We start from the raw sequence: 1,054 nt of genomic DNA on the forward strand, positions 1-1,054 counted from the left end.
TTGATGATGATCTTAAAATTGTTCCAACTTTTACGTATGGAGGGATTAATACGGAATTTACAATATACGATTCAAAAGGCATTAAATATGAATTTGACATTCCTGCTTCAACAACTACATCTTCGGTTGCTGGATCAATTATTAATTCAGCTAGATCTGCTACCGGGATAACAGAGTGGAAAATAAGCAAAATTACAACTCCGAACAACCAAACTATTGATTTCACTTATGAATCATATACTACTGAATATAGTTTGGCTAATTCTCAAGTTAGAAAGAACGGTAACAGTAGTGCCCCAGCTACATATAATAATGTGGTAAATCATACAACAGATTATGATTTATACATGAAACTTTTAAGTTCAATCGAAACGGATGCAGTTAAAGTTTCATTTATTTACAGCACAGATGCTAGTGCAGATATCTGGCAAAAAAAGTTAACTGAAATAAAAATCTTAGACAAGATCCATTCCGAATCGAGAAGCTTCATTCTTGAGTATGGAAGATATGTAAATAATGGTCAGTTACAACTTCAATATTTAAAAGAAAAAGGAACTTCAGGAAATATCAGCGATAAGGTTTGGACGTTTTCTTACAATGGCTCTGACAATCCAGCTAACACATCAAAAAGTGTAGATTATTTTGGGTACTACAACGGGGCTTCAAATACGGGATATATTCCGATCTATTTAAATCGATCGACTATGCAAACGTATAGTCTCAATGATAGGGATATTAATAACACTTATATAGCAAAAGGGATATTAAACCAGATTACTTATCCAACCGGAGGAAAGACCAAATATTATTATGAGACAAACACTGGAACCGATAAGTGGGGTAATGATATTTGTGCTGGAGGTGTTCGGGTTTATAAAATCGAAGATATTGATCATGATGGGACTATTGCTAAAATTAAAGAGTATACCTATTATGGTCTTGGTGGCAATATTCACATTAGGGATAATTATCAAAAATACTGGAGAAATTTTAGCGAAAGCGTTTATCAGGATTATATATATTATTCCAATCCGATAATGGATAAAAATCTGAC

1 protein-coding gene is annotated in these 1,054 nt (G+C 33.0%); it reads left to right on the forward strand.

The window, feature by feature from the left end; translation table 11 throughout:
- On the forward strand, window positions 1-1,054 hold a 1,054-nt coding region (locus SLH46_RS21610; protein ID WP_320283306.1), incomplete at both ends, for a hypothetical protein.

The organism is Draconibacterium sp. IB214405 (assembly GCF_033963885.1).
Lineage (GTDB): Bacteria > Bacteroidota > Bacteroidia > Bacteroidales > Prolixibacteraceae > Draconibacterium.